This window comes from Terrabacter lapilli, from assembly GCF_039531305.1.
Taxonomy (GTDB): Bacteria; Actinomycetota; Actinomycetes; order Actinomycetales; family Dermatophilaceae; genus Terrabacter; species Terrabacter lapilli.
Genome location: NZ_BAAAPU010000004.1, coordinates 118,740 through 139,101, shown reverse-complemented (window position 1 = coordinate 139,101; position 20,362 = coordinate 118,740). Strand labels below are relative to the sequence as shown.

The window sequence follows — 20,362 nt, the reverse complement described above, 5'->3', positions numbered from 1 at the left end:
CCCGTGCGCGACCGGCGCGCGCGACCGGACGCGCGCGGCGCCGTGCAGCCGTCGCCGCTACTGTGACAGGCATGGCCTCCCCTGACGGTGTCGTGCCCGGGAACATCTACCTCTTCCGGCACGGTGAGACGGAGTGGTCCCTCACCGGCCAGCACACCGGCACGACCGACCTGCCGCTGCTGCCCGAGGGTGAGGCGGCGGCCCGGGAGCTCGCGGGTGTGCTGCGCAGCCACCGCTTCGAGCGCGTCCTCGTCTCGCCGCTCCAGCGCGCCAAGCGGACCGCCGAGCTGGCTGGGCTCGGCGACTTCGAGGTGGAGCCGCTGCTGCGGGAGTGGGACTACGGCGCCTACGAGGGCATCACGACCAAGCAGATCAGCGCCGACCTGGGTCACCCCTGGGAGGTCTTCGTCGACGGCGTGAAGCCGGGGGTGACGCCGGGCGAGACGGTCCACGAGGTCGCGGCGCGCGCGCAGCAGGTCCTCGACAAGATCTGGCCCGACCTCGAGCGCGGGGACGTCGCGCTCTTCGGGCACGGGCACGCCCTGCGCGTGCTGACCGCCACCTACCTGAAGGTCGACCCGTGCTTCGGCCAGCACCTGGTGCTCGACGCGGGATCCATGAGTGTGCTGACGCACCACCGGAGCACCCGCTGCCTCGGGATGTACAACCTCTCCCCCTGGCGCCTGCTCACCGAGTGAGCCCCCACGCTCCGGGCGTATGCCGTGGGCCCGGCGGCACGGCATACGTGGGCTCCGCTGCCGCGGAGCGGAGCCGACAGGGCGTTCAGTCGCCGGGGAGCTCCCAGGTGTGGACCGGCTCGTTGGCCATCATGCCTTCGATGTAACGGGCGAGCATCTCGCGCAGCGCCTTGTCGCGGGTGAGTCCACGGCTCTCGAGCCTGGCCACGCACTCGGTCTGCCACGAGGCGCCGTTGACGCCCTGGAGGCAGCGCTGCTCGATGATCGACAGGAACCTGTCGCGCACGGCCATGGACACGCCCCAGCGCTGGAGTCCCTCGTGCGCCATCGGCAGCAGCCGGCGCAGCACGAGCTCGGTGGCCGGGACGTCGCCGAACCCGGGCCAGTAGGTGCGGGCGTCGATGCCGAGGCGCGCGCCCTCCTCGAAGTTGGACTCGGCGGCGGAGAAGCTCATCCGGGTCCACACCGGGCGGTCCTCCTCGGCGAGGACGCGCATCGTGCCGTAGTAGAAGGCGGCGTTGGCCATGACGTCGGCGATGCTGGGACCGGCCGGCAGCACCCGGTTCTCGACGCGCAGGTGGGGGCGGCCGTGGACGATGTCGTAGATCGGCCGGTTCCAGCGGTAGACGGTGCCGTTGTGCAGCCGCAGCTCCCGGAGCTGGGGGACCTCGCCCCGCTCGAAGACCTCCTCGGGCTCCTCGTCGTAGAGCTCGGGCAGCAGGGCCGGGAAGTAGCGGACGTTCTCCTCGAAGAGGTCGAAGATCGAGGTGATCCAGCGCTCGCCGAACCACACCCGCGGACGCACGCCCTGGTTCTTCAGCTCGACCGAACGGGTGTCGGTGGCCTGGGTGAAGAGCGGGATTCGTGTCTCGGCCCAGAGCCGCTGGCCGAGGAAGAAGGGCGAGTTGGCACCGAGCGCGAGCTGCGGCCCGGCGAGGACCTGCGCGGCGTTCCAGTGGTCGGCGAAGCGCTCGGGCTGGACCTGCAGGTGCAGCTGGATCGAGGTGCAGGCCGACTCGGGCGCGAGGCTGTCGGAGTAGCGCGCGATGCGCTCGCCCGTCGGCCCCTCGAGCTCGAGCCACACGTCCTCCCCGCGGGCGTCGAGGACCGCGTTGTTGAGGGCGGCGTAGCGGATGTTCTCGCTGATCCAGTCGCCCTCGAAGTGCTCGGGCATCACGGTGGGCAGGATGCCGATGGCCACGATCCCGGCGTGGGCCTCGGCGGCCTTCTCGGAGGCCCGGTTGAGCGACTCGCGCAGGTGCTGCTCGAGCTCCAGCGCGGCGTCGCCCGGGAGCGGGCGCGGGTGGACGTTGAGCTCGATGTTGTAGCGGGCGAGCTCGGTCTGGTAGTTCTCGTCGGCGATCTGCTCGAGGACCGTCTTGTTGTCGAGCTTGGGGCCGAGGTCCTCGTTGACGAGGTTGAGCTCGATCTCGAGCCCGGTCATGGGTCGGTCGAACTCGAACTCGCTCTTCCCGAGCATGCGCTCGAAGACGTCGAGGTCGCGGCGCACCTTCTCGCGGTACTGCTGCCGCTGCTCGCGTGTGTACCTGGACTGCTCGACATCCGCTCCCACGTGCCGAGACAACCACACTCGAGGGGCTCGTGCGAGCCCGATGCGCGGAGTGTCAGCCCTCGAAGGCCTCCGGCGGCGGGCAGGAGCACACGAGGTTGCGGTCTCCGTAGGCCCCGTCGATGCGGCTGACCGGCGGCCAGTACTTGTCGGCCGCCTGGACGCCCACGGGGAAGGCCGCCTGGATGCGGTCGTACGGGTGGTCCCACTCGGCCGCGATGTTGAGCGCCGTGTGCGGGGCGTGTCGCAGCATGCTGTCGCCGACGGCGACCTCACCGGTGCGGACGGCCTCGATCTCGCCGCGGATGGCGATCATCGCGTCGCAGAACCGGTCGAGCTCGTAGAGGTTCTCGGACTCGGTGGGCTCGACCATGAGCGTGCCGGCGACGGGGAAGCTCATCGTCGGGGCGTGGAAGCCGTAGTCGATGAGCCGCTTGGCGATGTCGTCGACGGTCACGCCCGTCTCCGCGGTGATCTGCCGGACGTCGAGGATGCACTCGTGCGCCACGAGGCCGTCGTCGCCCGAGTAGAGCACGGGGAAGTGCTCGCGCAGCCGGGCGGCGATGTAGTTGGCCCCGAGGACGGCCATCTGCGTGGCGTGCTTGAGCCCCTCGCCGCCCATGAGCCGGACGTAGGCCCACGAGATCGGCAGGATCCCGGCGGAGCCGTACGGCGCGGCGGAGACGGGACCCACACCCGTCTCGGGGCCGGCCTCGGCCGCGAGCGGGTGGTTGGGCAGGTGCGGCGCGAGGTGGGCCCGGACTGCGACGGGGCCGACCCCGGGGCCGCCACCGCCGTGCGGGATGCAGAACGTCTTGTGGAGGTTGAGGTGGCTGACGTCGGCGCCGAACTTGCCCGGCTGGGCCAGGCCCACGAGCGCGTTGAGGTTGGCGCCGTCGACGTAGACCTGGCCACCGGCGTCGTGGACCAGCTCGCACAGCTCGGTGATCGTGTCCTCGTAGACGCCGTGCGTGGAGGGGTAGGTCACCATGATCGCGGCGAGGTCGTCGCGGTGCGCCTCGATCTTGGCCCGGAGGTCGTCCATGTCGACCGTGCCGCCGGCGGCCGTCTTGACGACGACCACCTTGAGACCGGCCATGACCGCAGACGCCGCGTTGGTGCCGTGGGCGCTGGCCGGGATGAGGCAGATCCGGCGGTGTCCCTCGCCGCGGGCCTGGTGGTAGGCGTGGATCGCGAGCAGGCCGGCGAACTCGCCCTGCGACCCGGCGTTGGGCTGGAGCGACACGGCGTCGTAGCCGGTGATCTCGCACAGCCACGCCGACAGGTCGTCGATGAGGCTGCGGATGCCCGCGGTCTGCTCGGCCGGCGCGAACGGGTGGAGGTTGGCGAACTCCGGCCAGGTGATCGCCTCCATCTCGGTGGTGGCGTTGAGCTTCATCGTGCACGAGCCGAGCGGGATCATGCCGCGGTCGAGGGCGAAGTCACGGTCGGAGAGCCGGCGCAGGTAGCGCAGCATCGCCGTCTCGGAGTGGTGGGCGTGGAAGACGGGGTGCGTCAGGAACTCCGAGGTGCGCTCGAGCTCCTGCGGTATGCCGGTGGCGCCCGCGCCGACGACGCCGGCCTTCAGGTCGTCCGACGTCTCCACGCCGAACGCCTCGAGGACGGCCACCACCGTGGCCGGGCCCGAGGTCTCGTCGAGGCTCAGCGAGACGCGGGCGTCGTCGACCCGCCAGACGTTGATGCCGCGGTCGGCGAAGGCCGCGACGACCTCGGCAGCGCGACGGGGGACCACGACCGTGAGGGTGTCGAAGTGGGAGGTGGTCTCGACGTCGAGCCCGCCGTCGACGAGCGCGCCGCGCAGGGCCGTGGTGAGGGCGGCCACGCGCTTCGCGATGGCCACGAGGCCCGCGGGACCGTGCCACACGGCATACATGCTCGCCATGACGGCGAGGAGCACCTGGGCGGTGCAGATGTTGGAGGTCGCCTTCTCGCGGCGGATGTGCTGCTCGCGCGTCTGCAGGGCCAGGCGATAGGCCTGGTGGCCCTCGGCGTCGACCGACACGCCTACGAGGCGGCCGGGGATCTGGCGCTCCAGGCCGCGGTGCACGGCCATGTAGCCGGCGTGCGGTCCGCCGAAGCCCATCGGCACGCCGAAACGCTGGGCGCTGCCGACCGCGATGTCGGCGCCCCACTCCCCCGGCGCCTTGACGAGCGTGAGAGCGAGCAGGTCGGCGCAGGCGGTGACGAGCCCCTTGGCCTCGTGGACCGCGGTGGTCAGGGCCGACCAGTCGACGAGCTCGCCGGTGGCGTCGGGGTACTGCACGATCGCTCCGACGACGGGCTTGCCGCCCGCAGCGTCGGAAAGGGACTCCGCGTCGGCGACCGGGCGCAGGTCGGCGACGACGAGGGGAAGCCCGAGCGCCTCGGCGCGCGTGCGCATCACGGCGGTCGTCTGCGGGAAGAGTCGCTCGTCGACGAGGACGACCCCGTCGGCCGCCGCCTTGCTCGCGCGGCGCATGAGCGACATGGCCTCGGCAGCGGCGGTCGCCTCGTCGAGCAGCGAGGAACCGGCCACGTCGAGGCCGGTCAGGTCCGTGATCACGGTCTGGAAGTTGAGCAGCGCCTCGAGGCGACCCTGGGAGATCTCCGGCTGGTACGGGGTGTAGGCGGTGTACCAGGCGGGGTTCTCGAGCACGTTGCGGCGCACGACCGGGGGCGTGACGGTGCCGTAGTAGCCGAGCCCGATGAGCGAGGTGAGCACGGTGTTGCGGGAGGCGAACCCGCGAAGCTCCTCGATGACGGCGCTCTCGCTCGCCGCGGCCTGCAGGCGCAGCGGGGCGTCCGAGCGGATGGCACCCGGGATCGCCTTGTCGCACATCACGTCGAGGCTGGGCTGGCCGACCACCTCCAGCATCCGGCGCACGTCGTCCCCGGCGGGGCCGACGTGACGGCTCACGAAGTCGGCCATCGCCGTCGAGTCGGAGCTTCCGGTGGTGACGGGCACGAGCTGGTCGATCGACATGGGCACTCCTGGCGGGATTCGAGCGGACGACACACGCTCCCCGTCTGTCGAGCGCCCGTCGCCGGATGCCTCCAGAGTTGCCTCGCCCGCGTGGTCCTGGCGCCTGAGAGGTTCCGGGGATGTTGCCCCTTCGGCGCCCCGTAGGTGCCAGGCACCCCGAGGACTCTCCCACGCAGGGTCGATCGGCACCACCAAATCTAGCAGCCGCGGGCGGTGGTGACGCCCTCGACGCGGCGGGGGTCAGGCCAGCCGGCGTGCCTGGCGACGCGCGTTCAGCTCGTCGTCGGGGTGCTCGGCGGGGGCCTCGTCGACCCGCTCGCTCGGCAGCAGCGCCAGCTCGCCCTCGACCTCGCGCCACACGCGACCCACCGCGATGCCGAACACGCCCTGCCCGCCCTGGACGAGGTCGATGACCTCGTCGGCGGACGTGCACTCGTAGACCGACGCGCCGTCGCTCATGAGGGTGATCTGGGCGAGGTCCTCGACCCCGCGCTCACGCAGGTGGCTGATGGCGACCCGGATCTGCTGGAGGGAGACGCCGGTGTCGAGCAGCCGCTTGACGACCTTGAGGACCAGGATGTCGCGGAAGCCGTAGAGGCGCTGCGTGCCGGAGCCCGTGGCGCTGCGCACCGAGGGCTCCACCAGGCCCGTGCGGGCCCAGTAGTCGAGCTGGCGGTAGGTGATCCCGGCCGCCTTGCAGGCCGTGGGACCTCGGTAGCCGCTGTCCTCGGCCAGCTCGGGCAGGTCGTCGGTGAACAGCAGGCCCTGGGACGCGGCGGGAAGAACCCGGCTCGCGTCGTGCGCGTCCTCGATGGCGGCCATGCCGTCCTCCTCAAGCTCAGGCTGCGCGGCTGGTGTGCCGACGCAGACGACATGGGGATAACTACAGTCACGTCGTTCTCTGACGGTAGGCCGCGCACAGGCTGCGGTCAATCACCCGAGCGAGCACGGGCACGGCGTGTCGGCCGTGAGGGCAAACATTCACCTGCTAGTTGAAGGTGAGGCTTCGCGTCAGGACCCAAGGACGCGGTGTCACTCCGGCAGATCGGGGCGGTCGCCGGGCTCCCCTTCGGGGGTAGGCCCTTCGAAGTCCTCGGCCGAGACGTGGTCGAGGAACTCCTTGAACTTCTCCACCTCGTCGTCTTCCTCGGACGAGACGACGATGGCTGCCTCGTCGAGGATCGAGGGCTCCACCAGGACCTTCGCCCCGGTGCGCAGGGCCAGGGCGATGGCGTCGCTCGCGCGGGAGCTCACCTCGGTCTTGCCGCCGTCGATCACGAGGGACGCGTGGAAGACCGAGTCCTTGAGGGCCACGATCCGCACCTCGGTCAGCTCGTGCCCGAGAACGGCGAGGATGTCGCGCATGAGGTCGTGCGTCAGGGGCCGCGGCGGCACCACACCCTGCTGCGCGTAGGTGATCGCCGCAGCCTCGGCAGCGCCGATCCAGATCGGCAGGTAGCGACCGCCATCCCTCTCACGCAGCAGGACGATCGGGTGGTTCGTGGGCATCTCGACGCGCACGCCCAGGACATCGACCTCTCTCACTCCCCCACCGTACCTCGCGCCCCCGTCACCCGGGACGGCCCTGGCGGGCAAGGCCTTCGCGCACCAGTGCCACGTGCAGCGCGATGCAGGCGGACGCGATCTCGGCCGCGCGCTCCTCCTGCGTGCCGCCGCCGCGGCGCGTCGCGAGCACCTGGTCGACGAGCCCGATCTCACGGTCGGCGGCCGTGCGGAACGGCCGTAGGTGACGGGCCTCGAGACCATGGCTTGCGAGCACGCGCGCTGCGGCGGCGATGGCCAGGGAGTCGTGGCCGAAGTGACCCCGGTCGTCGCTGCGCAGCAGCCCGTAGGTCTCCAGGGCGTGCATCACCTCGCGGTCGATGCCGGTCGCCTCGCGCAGCTCCGGGCCGGTCAGTGAGACCGTGCGCCGGCTGGCGAGCTCCCGGGGGGTGGGTACCTCCGGGTCGACGGGCGGAGCGGGAGGGCGTGGGCGTGCGTCCGGCTCGTCCGTCGGCTCCGACAGTCCCCGGTCCAGCGCGTCCAGGGCCTCGCGGATGACCTTCAGCGGCCAGTAGCGGTCGCGCTGCGCGGCGAGGATGTAGTGCAGGCGCGCCACGTCGCCCTCGGTGTACGTGCGGTAGCCGGACGCGGTCCGGTGGGGTCGGACGAGCCCCTCCGCCTCGAGGAACCGGATCTTCGACGCGGTGACGTCGGGGAACTCCGTCGACAGGCTGGCGAGGACCTTGCCGATGGTGAGACGCCGCGGCGCAGGCGCCTCACCATCGCCCGTGAGGGAGGCGGCGCTCATGCCGGGGCGTGCTGCGCGGCTCCGGACGAGTAGTAGACGAGGCGGAACTTGCCGATCTGCACCTCGTCGCCCTGGTGCAGGGGCGCCTCGTCGATGCGCTCACGGTTGACGTACGTGCCGTTGAGCGAGCCGGAGTCGCGAACGACGTAGCCGCCGCCCCGAGCGAGGAAGGTGGCGTGCTTGCGCGAGACCGTGACGTCGTCGAGGAAGATGTCGGAGTCGGGGTGGCGGCCGGCGGCCACCTCCTGGTCGTCGAGCAGGAACCGCGCGCCGGTGTTGGGGCCGCGCAGCACGACGAGCAGTGCAGTACCGGGCCGCAGCGCCTCGATCGTGGCCTGGTCCTCGGCTGTCAGTCCGCGTGGGACCGAGGACTCGAGGTGCTCGAGGTCCTGCGCGGGCACGCCTTGGAACCGCATGGTGCGGGGTTCGACGTTGGTGGCGTCGGGTTCGGGCGTGTCGCTGGACATGCGCCGCTCCTCCTCTGTGGCTCGGGCGAGACCGGGTCCATCCACTCTAGTTGAACGGCACCGATCCGAACCCGAGCGACGCGACGGGGACCGGCGCGGTGTTCGGGCCCGGGCGGCGCGGCCAGGGCATGGGGTGGAGGTGGACACGGACTGCGCTCGGATCCCGTTGGGATCCGGGGGTCGGCCCTGGGACTCCAGGACCGCAGGGACGTGTCAGGTCAGGACAGCGAGGCGGTGTAGGCGTCGGCGTCCATGAGGCTCTCGACGGAGGAGGGGTCGCTCAGCCGGAGCTCGAACATCCAGCCCTCACCGTAGGGGTCGGAGTTGATGAGCTCGGGCGAGCTGTCGAGCGCCTCGTTGGTCGCCGTGACCTCGCCCTCGAGCGGGGCGTAGACGTCGCTGACCGACTTCGTCGACTCCACCTCGCCGCAGGAGTCGCCCGGGGTGACGGTGTCACCGACGGCCGGGAGCGAGACGTAGACGACGTCGCCGAGGGCGTCCTGGGCGAACGACGTGATGCCGATGCGGACCACCCCGTCCTCGCCCACGCGGACCCACTCGTGGTCGCTGGTGTAGCGCAGGTCAGAGGGGTACTGCAGGTCGCTCATGTCGCTCCTTGTCGGTGGTGTGCCGGCTGCCGGCACGGTGGACTGCCGCTGGTGGGTGGGCTGTTGGGAGCCGGTGTCGATGCCTCGGCACCTGAGAGGATGCCACGTCACCGGCGTGCGCGCAGGGAGTGCGGCGCCGAGAGACGACCGCGCGTCGCGCCGGGCCCTCGCTCCCCCGGTCATTCGACCGGCTTGGCGTGGGTCATCGGGGTCGGTTGGTGCAGCGAGGTGATCTCGATGTCCCCCGACTCGCTGACCGTGGCCTCGGCACCCTTCTGGCGGACCGACTCCACGATCCCGCCGGGAATCGTCATGGCCGACGACAGCGTCTTGGAGTCGCCGATGGCCTTGATGAGCAGGGGGCGGCTGACCTGCTTGCCGTCCACGAAGAGCGACCCGTTGCGGTCGCTCACGAAGGACGAGGCGACCACCCGCACGCCGCCGACGTCGATGGACTCGGCACCCGCGTCACGCAGCTCCTGGATGATGTCGAGCACGATGGGGCCGTTCAGGGCGTTGGTCGGGTCGGAGACCTGCATGGTGATGCCCGGCCCCTTGGCCGCGAGGGTGCCGGCGAGGATCCCGAGCGTGTCGACCCGCCGCTGGGCCTGGTCGAGCGCCTCGCCCGCCGTGCCCGTGCCGTTCTCGAGCCGGTCCCGTGTGGCCTCCAGCTCGCGCACCTGCTGGTCGAGCCGGGAGGAGCGCAGGGAGATGTCGTCGAGCACGCGTACGAGGTCCGTCTGGCTCAGCTCGTCGAGCCCGCGCTGGTTGGTCAGCTGCACCTGGGCGGCGATGCCCACCCCGAGCAGCAGGGCCAGCAGGGCGCCGAGCACGTTGCCGCGAGTGGCGCGCGGCCGGCCCATCCGGACCAGGCGGCGCCAGGCGCCCCGGCCCTCGACGGCAGGCTGCGCGGGTCCCGGTTCGCGCACCTCCGCTGACGTGAAGTCGGGGTCGGCGCCGTCGTCCACGCTCGTCCCGAACACGGGGACCGTGGCCGGCGGCTCCGTGACACCCGGCGGTGCCTCTGGACGCTTCTTGCGGCTCGCCATGGTCAGGCCTTGAACAGGTGCCGGCGGATGGAGGCGACGTTGGAGAAGATCCGGACCCCGAGCACGACGACCACGCCCGTCGAGAGCTGCGCTCCCACGCCGAGCTGGTCGCCGAGGAAGACGATGAAGGCCGCCACCACGACGTTGGACAGGAACGACACCACGAACACCTTGTCGTTGAAGATGCCGTCGAGGATGGCGCGAATCGCTCCGAAGACGGCGTCGAGCGCCGCGATGACCGCGATCGGCAGGTAGGGCTGGAGCCAGACGGGGACCGACGGGTCGAGGAAGAGCCCCACCGCGAGTCCGGCCAGGAGGCCGAGAACTGGGATCACGAGTGGTTCCTCTCAGTGGTCGGTGTCATCGGGTTGCCGGTGCTGGGGTCGCCGGTGCTGGAGCTGCTGCTGCTCGGAGGCTGCGACGGCGTGCCGGTCGAGGAGCCGCGAGGCGCGCTCGGCGGTGACGAGCCTAGGGGGCGGGCGACCTCGAGGCGGGCGGAGGGGTCGCCGGGCACGGTGAGGGAGTCGCCGGCGGCCATGGTCGACCGGATCTTGAACTGGTCGGTCAGCTGGGAGAGGTACAGGCCCGCGAACGAGGGCTCGAACAGCTGCTGCATCGCCTGCGGGTCGCCCAGCGCCGTGATGACGTACGGCCTCGCCAGCGGCCGGAAGTCGACGATGATCGCCTGGCCCGCGAAGCGGATCGCCGCCGTGGAGCTGAGCCGGTGCCCGTTGATCGAGATCGCCTCCGCTCCGGCACCCCACAGGCCGTTGACCACGACCTGCAGGTCTCCGGAGGTGACCCGCCCCTCCTGGAACCCGCTGCTCGGACGGCTGCCGGCGTTCGCGTCTCCACCCGCTGTCGCGGCGTCGTCCAGCGTCAGCGTCACCCCCGGACCCCGAAGCGGGACCGCCGCGGCCTGTACCTCGAGCTCCTTGATCCTGCTCGTCAGGTCCGGGCCGCCGGACTGCTTGAGGGCCAGTGCCTCGTAGTCGCGCACCTGCCGACCCAGCGCCGCGACCCTCGCCTCCTGCTCGGTGCCGTGCTGCTGCAGCGCCTCGATGCGCGTGACCAGCTCCTTCTTGACCGCCGCGGCCGCCGTGGGCTTGGGCCGCAGCGACTGGGCGGCGACGGCGAAGAGGAACCCGGTGAGGATGGCCATCACGATGACGAGCACGGTCTGCGTCGAGGTCGCCTTCGGCAACCCTGCGGCGGCGCGGCGGTCGGCAGCCTCCTGGTAGCCGGCGTCGAGCGGCCGCTCCATCATCGTCGTCAGCAGCGTCATCGACTCGTCGGGTCGGCGGCGGCGCACGTTCAAGGGCCCACCGTCCGCGGAGCGCGCGTCAGCACCAGACGCGCATGGATGGCATACAGGACGGCCGCGAGCCAGTAGAGCACCAGCCCCCACCACGCGAAGGCCCAGCCGAGCGGTCTCGCCAGGTCGCCGAGCCAGTCCTCGCGGTTGGCCAGCAGCAGCAGCGGGAAGGCGTAGAGGAGGTTGAAGGTCGCAGCCTTGCCGACGAAGTGCACCGGGAGGCCGAGCTGCCCGCGCGAGCGCAGGTAGAGCAGCATGAGCCCCATCACGGCCTCGCGGGCGAGCAGCGCCGCCACGAACCAGACGGGGATGAGGTCGCGCCAGAGCAGGCCGATGAGCGTCGTGAGGATGTAGAGGCGGTCGGCGATGGGGTCGAGGAACGCGCCGAGGCGGCTCTCCATGTGGAAGTGGCGGGCGATCTTGCCGTCGAGGTAGTCCGTCACCCCCGATGCCATGAGCAGCAGGAGGGCCAGGCCGTCCCGCTCGGACAGGATCGCCCACAGGAAGAACGGGACCCCGACCAGCCTCAGGACCGACAGGACGTTGGGGATCGTCAGCAGCCGCTCCGACACGACGTGCTCCGGTTGCGCCGCGCTCTCGACCTCCACGGCGGCAAGCCTAACCGGCGGTCGCAGGCCCCGTCGCACCTGCTCGGCATCGATCCGGACACGGTCGGTCGCGCCACGTCCGGAGGCCGCGAGCACGCCAGTCAGAAGGCCCACGCGGTCAGCGGGCCAGCTGCTCCAGGGCGTCCCTGAGCCGGGCGACGGTGCCGTCGACGTCGGTGAGCTTGTCGAGTCCGAACAGGCCGATGCGGAAGGTCGAGAGGTCCTCGGGCTCGCCGCACATGAGGGGGACTCCCCCGGCCACCTGCACGCCCACCTTCTTGAAACCGGCGCCACTGCGCAGGTCCGGGTCGTCGGTGTAGACGACCACGACGCTGGACGCAGCGACCTCCGGCGCGGCGACCGACGGGTAGCCGTGCTCGGCGAGCAGCGTCCGCACCCGGCCACCCAGCTCGACCTGGGCAGCCCTCAGCTGCTCCAGGCCGGCGTCGCGGGTCTCGAGCATCATGGCTGCGTTGTACGCCAGCGCGTCCGTCGGCATCGTGGTGTGGTACGGGGTTCGGCCCTCGGTGTAGGCCTCCGTGACCGACAGCCACTTCCTGAGGTCGGCGGCGAAGCTGGTGGACGTCGTCGCCTCCACCGCCGTCCGGCCGGCCTCGCTCAGCATCACGTAGCCGGCGCAGGGTGAGCCGCTCCAGCCCTTCTGTGGAGCGCTGATGAGGACGTCGACGCCGAGGTGCTTCATGTCGACCCAGAGTGCACCGGACGCCACGCAGTCGAGAACGAGGAGGCCACCGACCTCGTGGGCGGCGTCGGCCAGCGCGCGGACGTAGTCGTCGCCCAGCACCACGCCGGACGCCGTCTCGACGTGGGGCGCGAAGACGACCTGGGACCGCTGCTCGCGGATGGCGGCGACGACCTCCTCGACCGGCGCCGGCTGCCACGGCGACTGCGGGCCCCCGTCTTCGGGCCGGGCCATGCAGACCACGACGTCGTCGGTGATGGAGCCGGCCTCGATGATCTGGGTCCAGCGGTAGGAGAACAGCCCGTTGCGCACGACCAGGCAACGACGACCGGTCGCCAGCTGGCGCGCCACCGCCTCCATCGCGTAGCTTCCGCCGCCGGGCACGACCGCCACGCTGTCGGCCGAGTAGGTCGTGCTCAGCACGTCAATGATGTCTCGCATCACGCCGACGAAGCGCTGCGACATGTGGTTGAGCGACCGGTCGGTGAAGACGACGGAGAACTCGCGCAGGCCACCGGGGTCGACCGTGGGACGGGGTAGTTCCATGCCTGCACCCTGCCACACACGAGTCGGGACGTCCGGTTACGTCCTTGCTGTCTCGATCCTCACGGCTGGAAGGACAGGGAGGCCGGAGCGCTCACCGCCGACCCTCGGACCGCGCGGACCCAGAGCGTCTGGTTGCCGTTCTTCACCGGCGTGAAGCCGTAGGGCGGGGCGCAGGCCGACCATCCGGAGGCGCTCGGCGGGCTGGTGCCGTTCGTGAGCTGGCACTCGTAGGTGTAGCCCGGCTCGGCGGTCCACGTCGCCGTCCACGTCCCCGCACCTGCGCTCGGGGTGGCATTGGCGGCCAGTGCCGTCGGGGCCGTCGGCCTCGTGGTGACGAGGAAGGACTGGGTGGCGGTAGGGGCTGCGGCCCAGGTTGCGTTGCCGGCCTGGTCGGCGCCGACCGTGCACGTGCCCGCCGCCACATAGCTGACGCTGGCACCGGTGACCGTGCACACCGACGGGGTGCTGCTGGTGAAGGTCACAGCCAGCCCGGAAGTAGCCGACGCGCCCACGACGTAGGGCGGGTCGCCCAGCATCGCGGACGCTGGAGCGGTCGAGGTGAAGGTGATCGTCTGCGCCTTGAACACGCCGAAGGACTGCATCACCCGGACGGCCGCCGCATACGTGGTGTTGCCGGGCTGGTCGGCGGCAATGGTGCAGGTGCCGGCCGCGACGAAGGTGACGGTGGAACCCGAGAGGGTGCAGACGGTGGGCGTGTCGCTCGAGAGAGTCACCGGCAGGCCGGACGTCGCGGTCGCGGTGGCGGTGTAGGCCGGGCCGGCGACCGTGGCGGAGCCGGGAGCGGTCGAGGTGAAGGTGATGGTCTGCGAGCTCTTGACCACGGACTGCACGACGGTGGTCGAGGACGACGCGGCGAACGGCGCCGACCCGGCATACGCGGCGATGACGTTCTGCGTCCCGGCGGAGGTCCAGGCGACGACGCAGGTGGCCGTGCCGGCACTCAGCGTCCGGGAGCCACCCGAGCAGCTGAGGGCGGCTCCCCCGCTGCTGAAGACCACGGTGCCGGTCGGAGTGCCCGACGCGGCGGTCACGCTTGCGGTGTACGTCACGGGCTGGCCCACCACCGACGGGTTGGCAGACGAGGTCAGCGAGGTGGTCGTCGGAACGCTCGTGCGGACGGACACGGTGGCGCTCGGCGCGCTCGCGGTGGACCAGCCTGAGCGGACCGACGAGACGACGTACCGGTAGGTGCCGTCGGGGACCGAGGCGTCGGTGCAGGCCGTCGACGTGAGAAGAGTGGTGGCGCTGGTGCCGCAGGCGGCGGCCGTCGCCCCTGTTGCGGTGTCGATGCGGTCGACCCGGTAGCCGGCAGGAGCCACTCCGCTCGTGGGTGCCGTCCACGAGACCACGGCCGCCGAGCTGCCGGCGGATGACGTCGCGGAGACACCGGCCGGAGCGATGAGGGTGCTCGTGGTGCCGCTGCCGGTCCCACCGCCTGTGGCGGTCCAGAGGGCCCAGGCCGAGTCGGACACTCCCATGAGCGCTGCGGACATCGCCACGACCGCGACCGCGCGCAGGCCGCGGCGCGGGGCGGCGGCTCGCCGGCGCGGCCTCGGGCTCGTCCGGTCGCGGATCACTGCTCGGCCGTCCCGGACCACAGGAGGGTGAACGACCTGCTCTTGCAGACGTCCTGGTTGACGCCAGGCAGGTCTCGCAGCCGGATGACGGCCGTGGAGACGCCAGCTGCGGGGAGCGTGACCGTCGCCCGCGGAGGAAGCGCCAGGCTGCGGCCGGCGGTGAAGACCGGTTGCCGGACCTCGAGGTTCGTCGCCGTGAGGCAGCCGGGCGGGGTGCTGTCGGGTCCGATCGCCAGCGTGACGCCGGTGACGCGGATGGGCACGACGCTCGGGTTGGTGACCCGGACCGGGACCTCTCGCCAGACCCCGGGCACCAGCCCGGCGAGGTCTCCGGCGACGCTGAAACGCACGGCGTCCGCGCGTCGCGGCTCGCGGTAGGAGAACGCGTAGGTCGCCGGGCGGGACTCGGTGCCGGACGGGCCGACCGCTCGGACGGACAGCCGGTGGCGCTGGGGCTTCGCGGGATCCAGGGTCCAGGTCAGCGGCGTGGTGCAGTCGAACCAGGAGCCGTCGTCCACCGAGCACCGGAACCGCACGTCGGTGCGGGCGTGAACCCAGCCGGCCGTGTTGGTGCGCACCGAGGTCGGGTCGGCCGGGAGAGACGTGAACACCGGCGCTGCAAGGGTGGTGCCGGGAGCCGTGGCGGAGGCGCCGAGGACCGCGGCGACGAGGAGTACGAGGAGGACGAGCACGAGCGCGCTCGCGGCGACGCGCCGTTTGCTCCTCGTCGTCCTCACGTTCCGTCCCCTTGTCACGGCTTCGTTGCAGTGCGGCTCAGCGCGTCCCGATCCGGCTACATGCAGAAGCCGAGGGGGCTCCCGATGTGGCGCCCCCTCGGCCCGGTGTCAGCTGGCCAGGTAGTGGATCGTCACCGCGGCGCCCTTGCAGCCGTCCTGGTTCTTCGCCTTGTTGTTGAACTGCATGGTGAACGTCGTCGTGGTGCTCTTGGTCGGCGCGAGGTCGGTCTGCGTCACGGGGATCGACGCGGCGCTGTCCGCAGCCACAGATGCCGCCGCGCCGTTGACCAGGAAGTTGGAGCCGTCGCAGTCCGCCGCCTTGTCGGTCGAGACCCAGACCTTGAGCGTCGAGACGGTGTAGTTCTCCTGGCCGCTGTTGCTGATCGTGGCGGTGACCGTCTGGGGGGTGTCGCCCGGGAACATGGCATCGGCCGCTCCGCCCGTGACCACGAACGGCTTGGCGTTGCCGGCGCTCGTGCTCGCCGTGCCGGAACCGTCGCCGAGGCTCGTCCAGTACGAGTACGCCCCGCCCGCCGTGGCGAGACCGATGGCGCCGGCCACGGCGACCGCCGCGTAACGCTTCTTCTTGTTCGACTGCTTGGCGTTCGTCTGCTGAGTGCGCATGAGCCCGCATGACCTTTCGCTGTGGTTTCTTTACCGTTTCTTGGTGTCCTACTGGGAGGACACTGACACGCGAAACCGCCGAATCATGGTCATGTCGGGCGATGTTGCACAAACCTTGCGGATCGCTTGCTCCGGGCCCGGAGCTCTTGCGGCAACGGCCAGCCTGCCTTGTGCTCGAGCGAGCGCGAAGCCCGGGCCCAGGGCGCGACCGCGGGACACGACGAAGGGCCGCGCTCTCGGTGGAGAGTGCGGCCCTTCGTCGATCGGTCGGGCTGACAGGATTTGAACCTGCGACCCCTTGACCCCCAGTCAAGTGCGCTACCAAGCTGCGCCACAGCCCGATGCCCCTCGGGGCGAAAGGAACAGTAGCGCACCGGGCACTACTGGTCCCAATCGGCCCCCGGGCGAAGGCCTCGCCCCGGGCGGTGTGCCCAGCGTCTCAGCGCCGGCGCTTCTCGCGGACGCGCACGGAGACCTCGATGGGCGTGCCCTCGAAGCCGAACTCCTCGCGCAGCCGGCGCTCGATGAACCGGCGGTACCCGGCCTCGATGAAGCCGGACGCGAACACGACGAACCGCGGCGGCCGCGTGGAGGCCTGGGTGGCGAAGAGGATGCGCGGCTGCTTGCCGCCCCGGAGGGGGTGCGGGTGCGCGGCCACGATCTCGCCGAGAAAGGCGTTGAGTCGGGCCGTCGGCACGCGAGTGTCCCAGGACTCGAGGGCGGTCTCGATGGCGGGGACGAGGCGGTCCATGTGACGGCCCGTACGCGCCGAGATGTTGGCTCGCGGGGCCCACGGCACCTGGACGAGCTCCTTCTCGATCTCCCGTTCGAGGTAGTAGCGGCGCTCCTCGTCGAGGGTGTCCCACTTGTTGTAGGCGATGACGAGGGCCCGGCCGGCGTCGATGACCTGCTGCACGACGCGGATGTCCTGCTCGGCGATCGGCTGCTCGGCGTCGATCAGCACGACGGCCACCTCCGCCTTCTCGAGAGCCGTCTGGGTGCGTAGCGAGGCGTAGAAGTCGGCGCCGCGCGTCTGGTGCACCCGACGCCGGATGCCCGCGGTGTCGACGAAGCGCCACGTCTTGCCGCCGAGCTCGATCAGCTCGTCGACAGGGTCGCGGGTCGTGCCCGCCACGTTGTCGACGACGACACGGTCGCTGCCGGCGAGCTTGTTGAGCAGGCTGGACTTGCCGACGTTGGGGCGGCCGATGAGCGCGACCCGTCGCGGGCCGCCCTGGGCGTATGCGCCGTGCGCGGACACGTCGGGCAGCACCTCGAGCACGGCGTCCAGTGCGTCGCCGCTGCCGCGGCCGTGGAGGGCTGAGACCGGCCACGGCTGGCCGAGGCCCAGGCTCCACAGCATGGCGGCGTCGGCCTCGCCCCGCTGGTCGTCGACCTTGTTGGCGACGAGCACGACGGGCTTGCCCGACCGTCGGAGCAGCTTGACGACGGCCTCGTCGTCGTCGGTGGCGCCGACCGTCGCGTCGACGACGAACATGACGACGTCGGCCAGGTCGATGGCGATCTCGGCCTGCTCGGCCACCCGCAGGTGGATGCCGGTCGCGTCGGCCTCCCAGCCGCCGGTGTCGACGATGGTGAAGCGGCGGCCGCCCCACTCCGCCTCGTAGGAGACACGGTCGCGGGTGACCCCGGGCACGTCCTCGACCACGGCCTCGCGGCGGCGCAGGATGCGGTTGACGAGGCTGGACTTGCCGACGTTCGGTCGTCCGACGACGGCGACGACGGGCAGCGGGCCCTGCTCGGCGCCGTCGGCGGCATACGGCCCCTCGGCGTCGAGCAGCGCCTGGTCCTCCGGGCTCAGCTCGAAGTCGGCGAGCCCGGCGCGGAGCGCGCGCTCGACGGAGACGTCGTCGCGGGCGCTGTGGGGGGCGCTGTCGGGGTCGGCGGTCGAGATCGGAGCGCCCTCGTCGTTGGGGCGGGCGGTCTCGTCAGTCACGGTGTCCTCGAATCAGTGAACGTGCGTTGAGGGACCATTCTCCACCCGCGAGCGGTGTACGTGTGACGCGAGAGCGTCGCGCAGCTGCTCGCTGGCCAGTTGGAGACGCTCGCGTCCCGGCGCGTCGGGCGGGACGGTGAGGTGGAACGGCTCCCCGAAGTCGACGTCGAGTCGGCTCCACGGGCGCGGCCAGGCGTCCGCCGAGGCACCCGGGACGCGGGTCCCGCTCACGGCGACCGGCACGATGGAGGCGCCGGTGCGCAGCGCTATCCAGGCGGCGCCCTGGTTGACCTGCTCGACGTCGCCGGTTCCGCGGTTTCCCTCGGGGAAGATGCCGACCGCTCCCCCGCGCTCGAGCACTGCGGTGGCGGTGCCGAGGGCCGCCCTGTCGCCGACGGTGCGGTCGATCGGGATCTGGCCGACGGCGCGGATGAGCCAGCCGAAGAACCCGGTGAAGGCCTCCTGCTTGACGAGGAAGTTCACCGGGCGCGGCGCGAGCGAGAAGACGAACGGGCCGTCGAGGAAGGCCGCGTGGTTTGCCACGAGGATCACCGGCCCGGTGGAAGGCACCCGGTCGGCATGCTGGGCCCTGCCACGGTAGAGACCGCGGAAGATGCCGATCCCGATCCACCGGCCCACGACCGCGCGCCACGGGTGCGGGGCGACCGGTGCGCTCCCGCCGGTCACGCCCGGGCCGCCTCGACGACCTGGAGCACCGCCTCGACGGAGCCGTCGAAGTCGAGGTGCGAGGTGTCGATCGTCGTGACGCCGTCGGCCGCCACCGTGAACTCGGAGACGGCAGAGTCGGCCTTGTCGCGGTCGACGACCTGGGAGCGCGTCGCCTCCACCGCGTTGGCGTCGGCCGCCCCGTGCAGCTCCCTGGACCGTCGGGCGAGCCGGGCCTCCTCCGACGCCGTCAGCAGGATGCGGACCGGTGCCTCGGGGGCGACCACGGTCGTGATGTCGCGGCCCTCGGCGACGACCCCGCCGGTCGCCTCGCCCGCCTCGTTGATGAGGCGGCGCTGCATCACCCTGAGGATCTCCCGGACGGGCAGGATCTTGGCGACCGCCGAGACGTTGGTCGAGATGCGCGGCTCGCGGATGGCGGTGGCGACGTCGGTGCCGTCGACCGTGACGTCCGGCGCGTCGGGGTCGGTGCCGATCCCGAGAGGGAAACGCTCGGCGGCGGCGGTGACGGCGTCCGCGTCACCAAGGTCGACGCCCTGCTCGAGGCACCACCAGGTCAGCGCCCGGTACATCGCGCCGGTGTCGAGGAAGCCGTAGCCCAGCACGCGCGCCACCTGCTTGCTCACGCTCGACTTCCCCGATCCCGAAGGGCCGTCGACGGCGACGACGAAACCGGAAAGGTGGTCCTCGGGGGCGTCAGGCATGCGCCCGAGGATAGTGCCTCGCCGCTGCCGCCCCGCGACGAGGCCGGCTGCCGGGAGGGGCCCTGCCGGCGCCTCGCGCGCCGGTCTCAGTCGTGGACGCGCCAGCCCAGCCGGGCCAGCTCGGTGTGCAGCGGCTCGACCGACGCGGGCACGACGGAGAGCTCGGCGACGCCGACGGCCTGGCCGAGCCCGTGCTCGAGGTGCAGGTCCTCGAGGTTGATGCCGGCCTCCCCCACGTCGCCGAGGAGCCGCGCGAGCGCCCCCGGCTCGTCCGGCACCACGACCGAGACGACCTCGTACGCCGCGGGCGGGGCTCCGTGCTTGCCGGGGATGCGGGCGCGGCCGAGGTTGCCGGCCTCGAGCACCCGGCTGAGCGTGCCGAGGGCGCCCGCGCCGTCCGCGTCGACGAGCGCGTCGAGGGCGTTGACGACGTCGTCGACCTGGTCACGCACGAGGCGCATGACCGCGCGCACGGCGGGTGCGTTGCCGGCGAGGATCTGGGTCCACAGCCGTGGGTCGCTCGCGGCGATCCGGGTCACGTCGCGAAGTCCCGGGCCGGCGAGGCCGACCGCGGACTCGGGGAGGTCCCGGAGGCAGGCGGCGACGATGCTCGCGGCGAGCTGTGGCACGTGCGAGACGGCCGCGACCGCCTCGTCGTGCTCGTGCGCCGGCATGACGAGCACGAGCGAGCCGACGGCCAGGGCGATCTCGCGCAGGGCGGCGACGGCTGCCTGCGTGGACGTCTCGTGCGGCACGATCACCCACGCGCGGCCCTCGAAGAGGTCGGCCCGCGCGGCTGCCGTCCCGGACCTCTCCCGGCCGGCCATCGGGTGCGACCCGACGTAGCGGCTCGGATCGACGCCGGAGTCCAGCACCGAGTGCAGGACCGACTCCTTGACCGACGCGACGTCGGTGACGACGGCGTCGGGCCAGCGCTCCAGCGCGGCGACCACCACGTCGGCGGCGACGTCGGGCGGCGCCGCCACCACGACGACGTCCGGTGCGTCGGTGTCCGCCGCCGCGATCTCCCCGGCGCGCAGGTCGCGGGCCAGCCGGACGGCGGTGGGCGACGGGTCGTCCAGGGACACGCGGAAGCCCTTGCCGGACAGGGCGATTCCCAGACTGGTGCCGATGAGTCCTGCACCGACGATGCGGACGTGCGTGGTCACGGCGTCAGCGTAGCCATCGGCCGGCGCC

General features: G+C 71.8%; 20 protein-coding genes, 1 tRNA gene and 1 riboswitch. Of the genes, 1 reads left to right on the top strand and 20 read right to left on the bottom strand.

The genetic code is table 11. From position 1 onward, the window contains the following. The first annotated feature begins 71 nt into the window (after positions 1 to 71). Positions 72 to 698, top strand: a complete 627-nt coding sequence (locus tag ABD241_RS06815) for a histidine phosphatase family protein (protein WP_344059786.1) — start codon at positions 72 to 74, stop codon at positions 696 to 698. 85 nt (positions 699 to 783) lie between these two features. Here the strand turns inward: ABD241_RS06815 and ABD241_RS06810 are convergent, their stop codons facing one another. The 20 genes from ABD241_RS06810 to ABD241_RS06715 form a co-directional block, all read right to left on the bottom strand. Then, entirely contained in the window at positions 784 to 2,271 is a 1,488-nt protein-coding gene (locus tag ABD241_RS06810; RefSeq protein WP_344059784.1) for a glutamate-cysteine ligase family protein, read from the bottom strand. Positions 2,272 to 2,323: 52 nt separating this feature from the next. Then, on the bottom strand, positions 2,324 to 5,251 hold the full coding sequence (gene gcvP / locus ABD241_RS06805; protein WP_344059782.1) for an aminomethyl-transferring glycine dehydrogenase: 2,928 nt from the start codon (positions 5,249 to 5,251) through the stop codon (positions 2,324 to 2,326). Positions 5,252 to 5,332: 81 nt separating this feature from the next. Continuing rightward, positions 5,333 to 5,432: riboswitch (glycine riboswitch) on the bottom strand. Between the two features lie 59 nt (positions 5,433 to 5,491). Then, positions 5,492 to 6,073 (bottom strand): MerR family transcriptional regulator, encoded by a 582-nt coding sequence (locus tag ABD241_RS06800; protein WP_344059780.1) that lies wholly within the window; start codon positions 6,071 to 6,073, stop codon positions 5,492 to 5,494. 210 nt (positions 6,074 to 6,283) lie between these two features. After that, entirely contained in the window at positions 6,284 to 6,796 is a 513-nt protein-coding gene (locus tag ABD241_RS06795; protein WP_344059778.1) for a bifunctional nuclease family protein, read from the bottom strand. A 25-nt stretch (positions 6,797 to 6,821) separates the two neighbouring features. After that, the gene (ftsR, locus tag ABD241_RS06790; protein WP_344059776.1) at positions 6,822 to 7,562 is read right to left on the bottom strand and encodes a transcriptional regulator FtsR; all 741 of its coding nucleotides are present in this window, start codon (positions 7,560 to 7,562) and stop codon (positions 6,822 to 6,824) included. Further along, complete coding sequence (locus ABD241_RS06785; protein WP_344059774.1) at positions 7,559 to 8,029, bottom strand: FHA domain-containing protein; 471 nt, start codon at positions 8,027 to 8,029, stop codon at positions 7,559 to 7,561. Before ABD241_RS06785 ends, ftsR begins: the two co-directional genes overlap by 4 nt. A 218-nt stretch (positions 8,030 to 8,247) precedes the next feature. Continuing rightward, the gene (gene gcvH, locus ABD241_RS06780) at positions 8,248 to 8,637 is read right to left on the bottom strand and encodes a glycine cleavage system protein GcvH (protein ID WP_142185477.1); all 390 of its coding nucleotides are present in this window, start codon (positions 8,635 to 8,637) and stop codon (positions 8,248 to 8,250) included. Positions 8,638 to 8,816: 179 nt separating this feature from the next. Beyond that, positions 8,817 to 9,686 (bottom strand): DUF881 domain-containing protein, encoded by an 870-nt coding sequence (locus ABD241_RS06775; protein ID WP_344059772.1) that lies wholly within the window; start codon positions 9,684 to 9,686, stop codon positions 8,817 to 8,819. 2 nt (positions 9,687 to 9,688) lie between these two features. Next, a complete protein-coding gene (locus ABD241_RS06770; RefSeq protein ID WP_142185479.1) occupies positions 9,689 to 10,021 on the bottom strand; it encodes a small basic family protein in 333 nt (110 codons plus the stop codon). After that, complete coding sequence (locus tag ABD241_RS06765) at positions 10,018 to 10,998, bottom strand: DUF881 domain-containing protein (protein ID WP_344059941.1); 981 nt, start codon at positions 10,996 to 10,998, stop codon at positions 10,018 to 10,020. Before ABD241_RS06765 ends, ABD241_RS06770 begins: the two co-directional genes overlap by 4 nt. A 2-nt stretch (positions 10,999 to 11,000) precedes the next feature. Beyond that, on the bottom strand, positions 11,001 to 11,609 hold the full coding sequence (gene clsA / locus ABD241_RS06760; RefSeq protein WP_344059768.1) for a cardiolipin synthase ClsA: 609 nt from the start codon (positions 11,607 to 11,609) through the stop codon (positions 11,001 to 11,003). 118 nt (positions 11,610 to 11,727) lie between these two features. Beyond that, positions 11,728 to 12,858 carry an aminotransferase class V-fold PLP-dependent enzyme gene (locus tag ABD241_RS06755; protein WP_344059766.1) on the bottom strand — a complete coding sequence of 377 codons (1,131 nt, stop codon included), beginning with the start codon at positions 12,856 to 12,858 and terminating at the stop codon, positions 11,728 to 11,730. Positions 12,859 to 12,917: 59 nt separating this feature from the next. Continuing rightward, entirely contained in the window at positions 12,918 to 14,372 is a 1,455-nt protein-coding gene (locus ABD241_RS06750) for an Ig-like domain repeat protein (protein WP_344059764.1), read from the bottom strand. 80 nt (positions 14,373 to 14,452) lie between these two features. Beyond that, positions 14,453 to 15,193: a hypothetical protein gene (locus ABD241_RS06745; RefSeq protein ID WP_344059762.1), complete on the bottom strand. Its 741-nt coding sequence runs from the start codon at positions 15,191 to 15,193 to the stop codon at positions 14,453 to 14,455. A gap of 108 nt (positions 15,194 to 15,301) precedes the next feature. Next, complete coding sequence (locus ABD241_RS06740; RefSeq protein ID WP_344059760.1) at positions 15,302 to 15,817, bottom strand: hypothetical protein; 516 nt, start codon at positions 15,815 to 15,817, stop codon at positions 15,302 to 15,304. Positions 15,818 to 16,084: 267 nt separating this feature from the next. Next, positions 16,085 to 16,158, bottom strand: a tRNA-Pro gene (locus tag ABD241_RS06735). A 98-nt stretch (positions 16,159 to 16,256) separates the two neighbouring features. Continuing rightward, positions 16,257 to 17,774, bottom strand: coding sequence for a ribosome biogenesis GTPase Der (gene der / locus ABD241_RS06730; RefSeq protein ID WP_425580711.1), 1,518 nt, complete (start codon positions 17,772 to 17,774; stop codon positions 16,257 to 16,259). Positions 17,775 to 17,786: 12 nt separating this feature from the next. Beyond that, a complete protein-coding gene (locus tag ABD241_RS06725; protein ID WP_344059758.1) occupies positions 17,787 to 18,461 on the bottom strand; it encodes a lysophospholipid acyltransferase family protein in 675 nt (224 codons plus the stop codon). Further along, positions 18,458 to 19,165 (bottom strand): (d)CMP kinase, encoded by a 708-nt coding sequence (cmk, locus tag ABD241_RS06720; RefSeq protein WP_344059756.1) that lies wholly within the window; start codon positions 19,163 to 19,165, stop codon positions 18,458 to 18,460. The genes ABD241_RS06725 and cmk overlap by 4 nt, the downstream gene beginning before the upstream one ends. An 86-nt stretch (positions 19,166 to 19,251) precedes the next feature. Further along, positions 19,252 to 20,334 carry a prephenate dehydrogenase gene (locus tag ABD241_RS06715; RefSeq protein ID WP_344059754.1) on the bottom strand — a complete coding sequence of 361 codons (1,083 nt, stop codon included), beginning with the start codon at positions 20,332 to 20,334 and terminating at the stop codon, positions 19,252 to 19,254. Positions 20,335 to 20,362 lie beyond the last annotated feature (28 nt).

Excerpts from the sequence above, each read along its gene's own strand:
- ABD241_RS06815 (WP_344059786.1), top strand. The coding sequence starts at position 72 with ATGGCCTCCCCTGACGGTGTCGTGCCCGGGAACATCTACCTCTTCCGG.
- gcvP (WP_344059782.1), bottom strand. The coding sequence starts at position 5,251 with ATGTCGATCGACCAGCTCGTGCCCGTCACCACCGGAAGCTCCGACTCG.
- ABD241_RS06800 (WP_344059780.1), bottom strand. The coding sequence starts at position 6,073 with ATGGCCGCCATCGAGGACGCGCACGACGCGAGCCGGGTTCTTCCCGCC.
- ftsR (WP_344059776.1), bottom strand. The coding sequence starts at position 7,562 with ATGAGCGCCGCCTCCCTCACGGGCGATGGTGAGGCGCCTGCGCCGCGG.
- ABD241_RS06785 (WP_344059774.1), bottom strand. The coding sequence starts at position 8,029 with ATGTCCAGCGACACGCCCGAACCCGACGCCACCAACGTCGAACCCCGC.
- gcvH (WP_142185477.1), bottom strand. The coding sequence starts at position 8,637 with ATGAGCGACCTGCAGTACCCCTCTGACCTGCGCTACACCAGCGACCAC.
- ABD241_RS06775 (WP_344059772.1), bottom strand. The coding sequence starts at position 9,686 with ATGGCGAGCCGCAAGAAGCGTCCAGAGGCACCGCCGGGTGTCACGGAG.
- ABD241_RS06755 (WP_344059766.1), bottom strand. The coding sequence starts at position 12,858 with ATGGAACTACCCCGTCCCACGGTCGACCCCGGTGGCCTGCGCGAGTTC.
- ABD241_RS06750 (WP_344059764.1), bottom strand. The coding sequence starts at position 14,372 with ATGTCCGCAGCGCTCATGGGAGTGTCCGACTCGGCCTGGGCCCTCTGG.
- ABD241_RS06740 (WP_344059760.1), bottom strand. The coding sequence starts at position 15,817 with ATGCGCACTCAGCAGACGAACGCCAAGCAGTCGAACAAGAAGAAGCGT.
- cmk (WP_344059756.1), bottom strand. The coding sequence starts at position 19,165 with ATGCCTGACGCCCCCGAGGACCACCTTTCCGGTTTCGTCGTCGCCGTC.